The sequence below is a fragment of the Varibaculum sp. genome, assembly GCF_008661855.1.
Lineage (GTDB): Bacteria > Actinomycetota > Actinomycetes > Actinomycetales > Actinomycetaceae > Varibaculum > Varibaculum timonense_A.
Genome location: NZ_RPZY01000009.1, coordinates 40,059 through 47,244, shown reverse-complemented (window position 1 = coordinate 47,244; position 7,186 = coordinate 40,059). Strand labels below are relative to the sequence as shown.

The 7,186-nt window shown below is 52.1% G+C and carries 7 protein-coding genes and 1 tRNA gene; 4 read left to right on the top strand and 4 right to left on the bottom strand.

Translation table 11 applies throughout. The annotated features are described in order from the left end of the window. Window positions 1–298 precede the first annotated feature (298 nt). Window positions 299–383, bottom strand: a tRNA-Ser gene (locus tag QZT94_RS01170). Between the two features lie 304 nt (window positions 384–687). Further along, window positions 688–1,329 (bottom strand): uracil phosphoribosyltransferase, encoded by a 642-nt coding sequence (upp, locus tag QZT94_RS01165; protein ID WP_072510213.1) that lies wholly within the window; start codon window positions 1,327–1,329, stop codon window positions 688–690. A gap of 231 nt (window positions 1,330–1,560) precedes the next feature. Between upp and ppk2 the strand changes: the two genes are divergently transcribed. Then, a complete protein-coding gene (gene ppk2 / locus QZT94_RS01160; RefSeq protein ID WP_296761946.1) occupies window positions 1,561–2,472 on the top strand; it encodes a polyphosphate kinase 2 in 912 nt (303 codons plus the stop codon). A 70-nt stretch (window positions 2,473–2,542) separates the two neighbouring features. Here the strand turns inward: ppk2 and QZT94_RS01155 are convergent, their stop codons facing one another. Together QZT94_RS01155 and QZT94_RS01150 are read right to left on the bottom strand one after the other, a co-directional pair. Continuing rightward, window positions 2,543–2,965: a DUF2304 domain-containing protein gene (locus QZT94_RS01155; RefSeq protein ID WP_296761948.1), complete on the bottom strand. Its 423-nt coding sequence runs from the start codon at window positions 2,963–2,965 to the stop codon at window positions 2,543–2,545. Window positions 2,966–2,974: 9 nt separating this feature from the next. Beyond that, window positions 2,975–3,649, bottom strand: a complete 675-nt coding sequence (locus QZT94_RS01150) for a glycosyltransferase family 2 protein (RefSeq protein ID WP_072510216.1) — start codon at window positions 3,647–3,649, stop codon at window positions 2,975–2,977. A gap of 188 nt (window positions 3,650–3,837) precedes the next feature. Here QZT94_RS01150 and QZT94_RS01145 point away from each other — a divergent pair, with 188 nt between their 5' ends. The 3 genes from QZT94_RS01145 to QZT94_RS01135 are packed head-to-tail and all read left to right on the top strand — an operon-like array spanning window position 3,838 to window position 7,114. Continuing rightward, window positions 3,838–4,944, top strand: coding sequence for a DegT/DnrJ/EryC1/StrS family aminotransferase (locus tag QZT94_RS01145; RefSeq protein ID WP_072510217.1), 1,107 nt, complete (start codon window positions 3,838–3,840; stop codon window positions 4,942–4,944). 3 nt (window positions 4,945–4,947) lie between these two features. Next, window positions 4,948–5,919 carry a Gfo/Idh/MocA family oxidoreductase gene (locus QZT94_RS01140; protein ID WP_270627017.1) on the top strand — a complete coding sequence of 324 codons (972 nt, stop codon included), beginning with the start codon at window positions 4,948–4,950 and terminating at the stop codon, window positions 5,917–5,919. A gap of 40 nt (window positions 5,920–5,959) precedes the next feature. Further along, window positions 5,960–7,114, top strand: coding sequence for a glycosyltransferase (locus QZT94_RS01135; RefSeq protein ID WP_296761953.1), 1,155 nt, complete (start codon window positions 5,960–5,962; stop codon window positions 7,112–7,114). The last annotated feature ends 72 nt before the right edge of the window (window positions 7,115–7,186 follow it).

Here is a 7,186-nt window from a genome sequence, read left to right as displayed (position 1 = left end):
CTGAACCATAACCCTCAGATACCAGGGAAAACTCACCCACCTCCGCCTCGTACGCGCCCACAAAAACAACCCCGTAATCGCCCTAATACACGGACCACACACCATAATCATCAACAAAAACACCGGGGAAATCATCGCCGAACACACCATCAACCCCAACAAAACCTAACAACCAAAAAACGGACAAATGTCCTGAAACCCCCCAAACCCAAAACGGACAAATGACCCGAAACACCCACCCCAAAAACCCAAAAAATCCCGCGACATATGCGGACATATGTCGCGGGACATCACATTGCGGTAGCGGTGGGATTTGAACCCACGGTGGGTTGCCCCACACAGCATTTCGAGTGCTGCACCTTCGGCCGCTCGGACACGCTACCAGGTAATTCTATTCAGTTGTTGGTGTGGTTACTCGCGGCCGAAGGCACCGTAGGTACCTGAGGCGAAAAGCGAGGAACCGCTACCACTGGTGACGAAAATACGCCATCAGCATCTGCATTAACAGACCTTCAAAAGTCTAGCGGATATGGACACCAGAACTAAACTTTAGGCGTGAAAATGTGACGACTCCCGCGGCGAGACCCTTCACCCCACCGCAGCCGAAAGCAACCACCGTAACGCAACCGCGCGAAACGGTGTCACCAGCACCCCGCAACGCAATCTCGCTAACCGCGCCACGCACCACTACTGGTCTACAATCCCATACAACCTATCGCCAGCATCGCCCAGACCAGGGCGAATATAAGCCTGCGGGGTAAGCCCCTCATCGAGCGCCGCCACCACTACGGTTACCTCGGCGCGCTCACCAACTGCTTCTTTAACCCGTTCAACCCCCTCAGGAGCCGCCACCAAGCAAATACAGGTCACATCGCGCGCCCCACGCTCTAGGGCATACTCAATTGCTGCCACCAGAGTCCCCCCGGTAGCGAGCATCGGATCCACCAAGAAAACTTGCCGGTCAGTTAAATCTTGGGGCAACCTATTCGCATAGGTTTCGATTGCCAGAGTCTCCTCGTCACGTTTCATCCCCAAAAAACCGACCTCAGCGGTAGGAAGCAGGGCAGTCATTCCATACAACATCCCTAGCCCTGCGCGCAGAATCGGAATCACAATCGGACGAGGAGTTGAGATAACCTCGCCTTTCATGGATTGAATCGGGGTTTCGATTTGCTTAGGAGTAACCCGCACATGACGAGTCGCCTCATAGGCAAGCAGGGTAACCAGTTCATCTACTAGCTGCCGAAACACTGACGAAGGAGTGTCTTTATCCCGCAAAATAGTTAGTTTATGTTTTACCAGTGGATGGTCAATGACTTTGAATTCCATACTCCCAAAATATCCCGTTTTTTCTTCCCGCGCCCACCCCTTGACAAATACTTCGTCCTCTAAAATAAAAATCTCAGCTCACTAACAGCAACGCGCCCTATCCCTGAAGAACCTCAAAGAAAGCCCTAGCCGATTTTCTTCTCCAAAATACCGAAATCTCTACCCCGTTTCGCCCCGCCGAAACCACCCGGTGTTCTAACCTATTTATTATCGCGAAGTCAGGAGACGCAGATGAGCCAGACAGAAAATGGGATTAGCGAAGCCGACGAAATCAAGGTACAAAAAATCCCTAATAAGGTTTATGAGGCTGAGCTGTACCGTTTACAGGGAGAGCTAGGCAAACTACAGACCTGGGTGAAAGCTACCGGAGCCCGGATTGTCATTATTTTTGAGGGACGCGACGCGGCCGGCAAAGGCGGCACCATTAAACGGATGACCGAATATCTTTCCCCGCGAGTCGCCCGGATTGTGGCGCTACCTAAACCGACAGAGCGGCAAGAAACTCAATGGTATTTTCAGCGCTATATCGAGCATCTGCCCGCAGCCGGTGAAATCGTCCTCTTCGATCGTTCTTGGTACAACCGGGCGGGGGTAGAAAAAGTAATGGGCTTTGCCCGCCCCGAACAGGTGCAACTTTTTATGCGTCAATGCCCAATTTTTGAGCAAATGCTGGTAGAGGACGGAATATACCTGCGAAAATACTGGTTCAGCGTCTCAGATAAAGTTCAATATAAACGTTTTGAGTCCCGATTAGGTGATCCTTTGCGCCAATGGAAACTCTCCCCCATGGATTTAGAATCCATCACCCGCTGGGAAGATTATTCTCGCGCCAAAGACGACATGATGGTACATACGGATACTTCCGTCGCGCCTTGGCATCACGTACTGTCTGACTCGAAGAAGCAGGCACGCTTGAATATGATTCATCATTTCCTCAGCTCTATCCCCTACACGGAGATTCAAAGCGAGGCAGAGCCGATAAAACTTCCTCCACGTCCCGACTCCAGTGGATACGTGCGCCCCTCAGTAGCAGTATCCAAGTATGTTCCTGATTTTGCGGGCGAGGTTGCCAAACAACACAAGAAAAAGAAGCTTGCGGGTACTGAGGAAGATTTAAAGCAGTATCGCGATCACGAAAACTAGCTACCCTGCCCTGATTTGTCCCCAGCAGACTCTTCTGCGCTCACGCTGATTAAAGGTGATTTGATTAGCTTTAACCGTTCGCGCTCACATCGTGCGGAAAATCTGACTGGTTTTCATTTTGAAGCTTTTCGCGAGAGTTTCCGCTAAGACCGCTATGTTCGTTTCTGCCAATAATTGCTTGATTAATCGCCACTTCGCGCGTCACTTTCGTCAAGCGACGCTCGGCTGCGTTACGCTGCTTAGCCTGCACCAACATATTGTAAAGCACCAGCACTACCAGTAAATACAGCAAAAGATCTGCGCCGCGCCCGACCCCTAAGAATCGGGCAATTTTCGTGGTAATTTCCGGGAAAATAACCGCAATCACCGCAGCAACTGCAAAACCTAATATTCCCAGGCGACGCCAGGCGGTCTGTTTTGCCCCCAGGTTGGCTTTGAACATATAGAGGGAAATTGCCAGCACCAGAACAATCAGCAGGATTTTTATTAGCATCTTCAACCCCTATTTGACGAGCAATTCGGTAAGGATATTTATGGAGTTAAGCAGAGATTGCCCCTTGGATTTGGAATACTCCGTGTAGCGAATCAGTACACTGTGTTCCGCCCAAGGCAGTCCGGTCCGCGCCAGTTGCGCGACAATCTCAGAGGCGTGCGCCATCCGGTTTTGCAGCAGGCTCACCTGCTCGAATGCATCCCGTCGCAAAACCCGCAAGCCGTTATGGGCATCGGTCAGCTGCATACCGGTACGGTTGGCAGTCACTCGCGCTGCGGTTTTTAACACCAATCGTTTCAACCAACCCACCTGGGTTTTAGGAGATAAAAATCGAGACCCGAACACTATTGCCAAGTCCTCGTTTTCGGCTTGCTCCACCATGGCGAGGGCGTCCTCTACCCGGTGTTGCCCGTCAGCATCAAAGGTGACTAAGTATTTCGCCGGGGTAAAAGCACGTACGTATTCAATCCCCGTTTGCAGTCCCGCGCCTTGCCCCAGGTTCACGGGGTGGCGAATAACGGTGGCACCGCTAGCAGCTGCCTTCTGCGCGCTTCGGTCGCGAGAACCATCATCTATGCAGATCACGTGGGGAAAAACTGGCAGAAGTTCAGACAGCACTTCACCTATCACTTGTTCTTCGTTATATATGGGGATAATCACCCAGGTGTCATCTCTAGCTGCCATACCCCTACGTTTCCCTCTTTTCCCTGAGGATTAATTTACGACTTACAGGATACCAATCATGCAGAAGTTTTCTTATAGATGTAAAGGGCTCTGACACTTATAATGGTGGTGACATAGGGACGAGACCCAAGAAACGTTAGATTTTAGGAGCTATCTGCTCCCACCAGAAAAAGAAGGTTACTTTACTTATGAGCGCTAGTTTTATTCCCGCCGCTAAACCCATTATTGGCGATACGGAACGCGCCGCGGTGGACGCGGTTTTAAAATCCGGCATGGTGGCGCAAGGTCCGCGAGTAGCAGAGTTTGAAGAAAAGTTCACTGCTCAAATGGCTAACGGAACTGGTCAGCAGTCAGTAATGGTCAATTCGGGCACTTCCGCTTTGCACGTGGGACAGCTGGCTGCCGGGATCAAACCTGGCGACGAAGTAATCGTCCCCTCCTTTACTTTCGCGGCCACCGGGAACTCAGTAGCGATTATTGGCGCAACCCCGGTTTTTGCTGATATCGAGGACGACTATTTCTGTCTGGATCCTGAATCGATTGAAGCTTCCATTACCCCGAAGACTCGCGCTATCTTGCCGGTTCACCTTTACGGACACCCGGCGAACATGACCGCCATCATGGATATTGCTAAACGTCACGACCTGTTAGTATTCGAGGACGCCTGCCAAGCTCACGGTGCTACCTGGAACGGTCAGCAGGTGGGTACTTTCGGGGCTTTCGGGGCTTTCAGCTTCTACCCCACCAAGAATATGACTGCCGGCGAGGGCGGGGCGATTACCACCGGGGACGGTGAACTGGCACGTGAAGCCCGGATGATTCGTAACCAGGGCATGGAACAGCGCTATGCGAACGAACTGGTGGGTCTAAATAATCGGATGACCGATATTAACGCCGCTATCGGCTTGGCGCAGCTGTCTCAGGTTGCCGGCTGGATGGAAAAGCGCCGCGCCAACGCGAAGTTCTTAAACGAGAATCTACAGGGGGTCACGATTCCCCCGGTAGCGCCAGAGGCTGAACACGTTTACCACCAGTACACTATCCGGGTCAGCGAGGATCGCGATGGTTTTGCTGCCGCCTTGAAAGATGAATACCAGGTTGGTTCCGGCGTGTACTACCCGATTCCTAACCATCGCCTGCCATCTCTTGCGCCCTATGCACCGGGACTGGAACTGCCGCACACCGAGAAGGCAGCGAAGGAATGCCTGTCGCTACCGGTTCACCCCTCCCTCTCGCAAGGCGATTTGGAGCGGATTGTGGAAGCGGTAAACAAACTAGCCAAGGCGGGTGCATAAAACATGGCGAACCTGCGTTACGGAATTATTGGTATCGGCTCGATGGGCCGGCATCATGTACGTAATATCCGCGAGCTGCCCGGCGTAGACCTGGTAGCGATGGCGGATCCAGCTGGCGATAAGTTCGGGGTTGCCGAGGGGATGAATCTCCTCCCCGATATTGATGCCTTGATTGCGCAAGGGCTAGATGCCTGCGTAGTGGCAGTTCCTACGGTTTTCCACGAGGAAACCGCGTTGAAACTAGCCGAGGCTGGGGTACATACCCTGGTAGAAAAGCCACTTTCTACCGATGCAGAATCCGGGGAAAGGATTGTAAAAGCGTTCGCGGATGCTTCTTTGGTCGGTGCCGTGGGATACGTGGAACGCTGCAACCCCGCCCTCCTGGAAATGAAGAAACGGATTTCTGCGGGACAGTTGGGCGAGGTTTACCAGATTTCTACCCGCCGCCAATCTCCCTTCCCGGCACGGATTTCGGATGTGGGGGTAGTCAAGGATTTAGCTACCCACGACGTGGATTTAACTGCTTGGGTGGCGGGTTCTAACTATGTGTCAGTGTCGGCGGTGACCGCTTACCGGTCTGGTCGCGAAAATGAGGACATGGTCAATGTGGTCGGCAAACTGGAAAACGGGGTGCTGGTAAATAACCTGGTGAACTGGCTATGTCCTTTCAAGGATCGCAAGACCATTGTGATTGGCGAAAAGGGCGCACTGGTCGCTGATACCCTCATGGGTGACCTTACGTTTTACCGTAACGGCTCCTTACCGGTGGAATGGACTCAGGTAGCTAACTTCCGCGGGGTTTCCGAGGGCGAAGTTACCCGCTACGAACTAGCGAAACGCGAACCGCTGCGGGTAGAGCATGAACACTTCCGGGACGCTATTTTAGGCAAAGGCAGTGAGCATGTCTCTATGTCCGAGGCGCTGCAAGCCCTGAAAGTAACAGAAGAAATTCTTAAATCTGCTAAACAGCGCTGACCAGTCTCTGCCCTCTAGAGGACTTGGGTATGATGCCTATATGCGTTCGACTCCCAAGATACTGGTTATTTCGTTTTCGGATATTCAGCGTGATGCTCGTCTGTTGCGACAGCTCAGCGTGGTGAAAGACTTCGGACACGTAACTACTTTGGGGTACGGCAAGCAGCCGGAGGGCAGCGATGAGCACCTGCAAGTTCCTAGCGAACTGCCCTCGCTGCCGCAAACCATTCCGGGAGTGCTGAAGCTAGCGTTGCATTTACATAAGGCAAGCGAGTTCGCTGCACCTGCCTTAAAGCGTGCTCGCGAGCTGCTGCGTGACCGCCAATTCGACTTGGTTATCTCTAATGATGCTCGAGCCTTGCCAGTGGCTTTCTATGCCGCTGGTGACTCCACCCCGGTGTGGGCGGATTTGCATGAATGGGCGCCGGAAGAGCGAACCCATATCGCCTCTTGGCGGATTTTAGTTGCCCCCTATATTCGCTATATCTGCAAGAAATATCTTCCCCTTACCAGCGCTCAAACTACCGTTGCCGGCAGAATCGCGCATTTGTATCAGGAAACTTTTGGCGTTCAGCCCCAGGTAATGCGAAACTCTTGTCCCTTCCAGAACTTGTTACCAACAGAAACCGGAAGCGAACAGATTCGCTTAGTTCATTCCGGAGGTGCCGTTCCTGGCCGGGCTTTAGAAACGACAATCAAGGCAGTTGTCGCCGCGGGAGAGCGCTTCACCCTCGACTTATATTTGGTTCCAGCAAATGATGGGGGCAAGTATCTACGAGAACTAAAATCCCTGGCTAAGGGATCACCGCGTATCGTGTTCCACGATCCGGTAAAACCGGCAGAACTACCGAAAACACTTAATCAATACGATGTCGGGGTATTTTGGATTCCCCCCTTCAACACCAATGCTCGCCTCACCCTGCCCAATAAACTATTTGACTTTGTTCAGGCCAGGCTAGCGGTGGCGGTAGGTCCCACAGTCGAAATGGTTGATGTTGTTAAACAGTACGATTTAGGAATAGTTTCTTCCGGCTTCTCAGTGGAACAGATTGTTGAATCTCTAAACACTTTAACCTCCGAAAACATTGCAGTCTATAAACAAAACGTAGATGCGGCCGCAAGGGACTTAAGTTTCGATAAAGACGCGGAGGTTGCGAGGAGTATTATCAGGGAACTGTTAGGAAGCAAGCGTTAGCTAATCTGGATTTTGAGACCCTAGATTTCATCACCTTAGGTATCGTTTAGCAGAGAAGCTAGGAAGCAGGGA

Excerpts from the sequence above, each read along its gene's own strand:
- QZT94_RS01135 (WP_296761953.1), top strand. The coding sequence starts at position 5,960 with ATGCGTTCGACTCCCAAGATACTGGTTATTTCGTTTTCGGATATTCAG.
- QZT94_RS01145 (WP_072510217.1), top strand. The coding sequence starts at position 3,838 with ATGAGCGCTAGTTTTATTCCCGCCGCTAAACCCATTATTGGCGATACG.
- QZT94_RS01155 (WP_296761948.1), bottom strand. The coding sequence starts at position 2,965 with ATGCTAATAAAAATCCTGCTGATTGTTCTGGTGCTGGCAATTTCCCTC.
- upp (WP_072510213.1), bottom strand. The coding sequence starts at position 1,329 with ATGGAATTCAAAGTCATTGACCATCCACTGGTAAAACATAAACTAACT.
- ppk2 (WP_296761946.1), top strand. The coding sequence starts at position 1,561 with ATGAGCCAGACAGAAAATGGGATTAGCGAAGCCGACGAAATCAAGGTA.
- QZT94_RS01150 (WP_072510216.1), bottom strand. The coding sequence starts at position 3,649 with ATGGCAGCTAGAGATGACACCTGGGTGATTATCCCCATATATAACGAA.
- QZT94_RS01140 (WP_270627017.1), top strand. The coding sequence starts at position 4,948 with ATGGCGAACCTGCGTTACGGAATTATTGGTATCGGCTCGATGGGCCGG.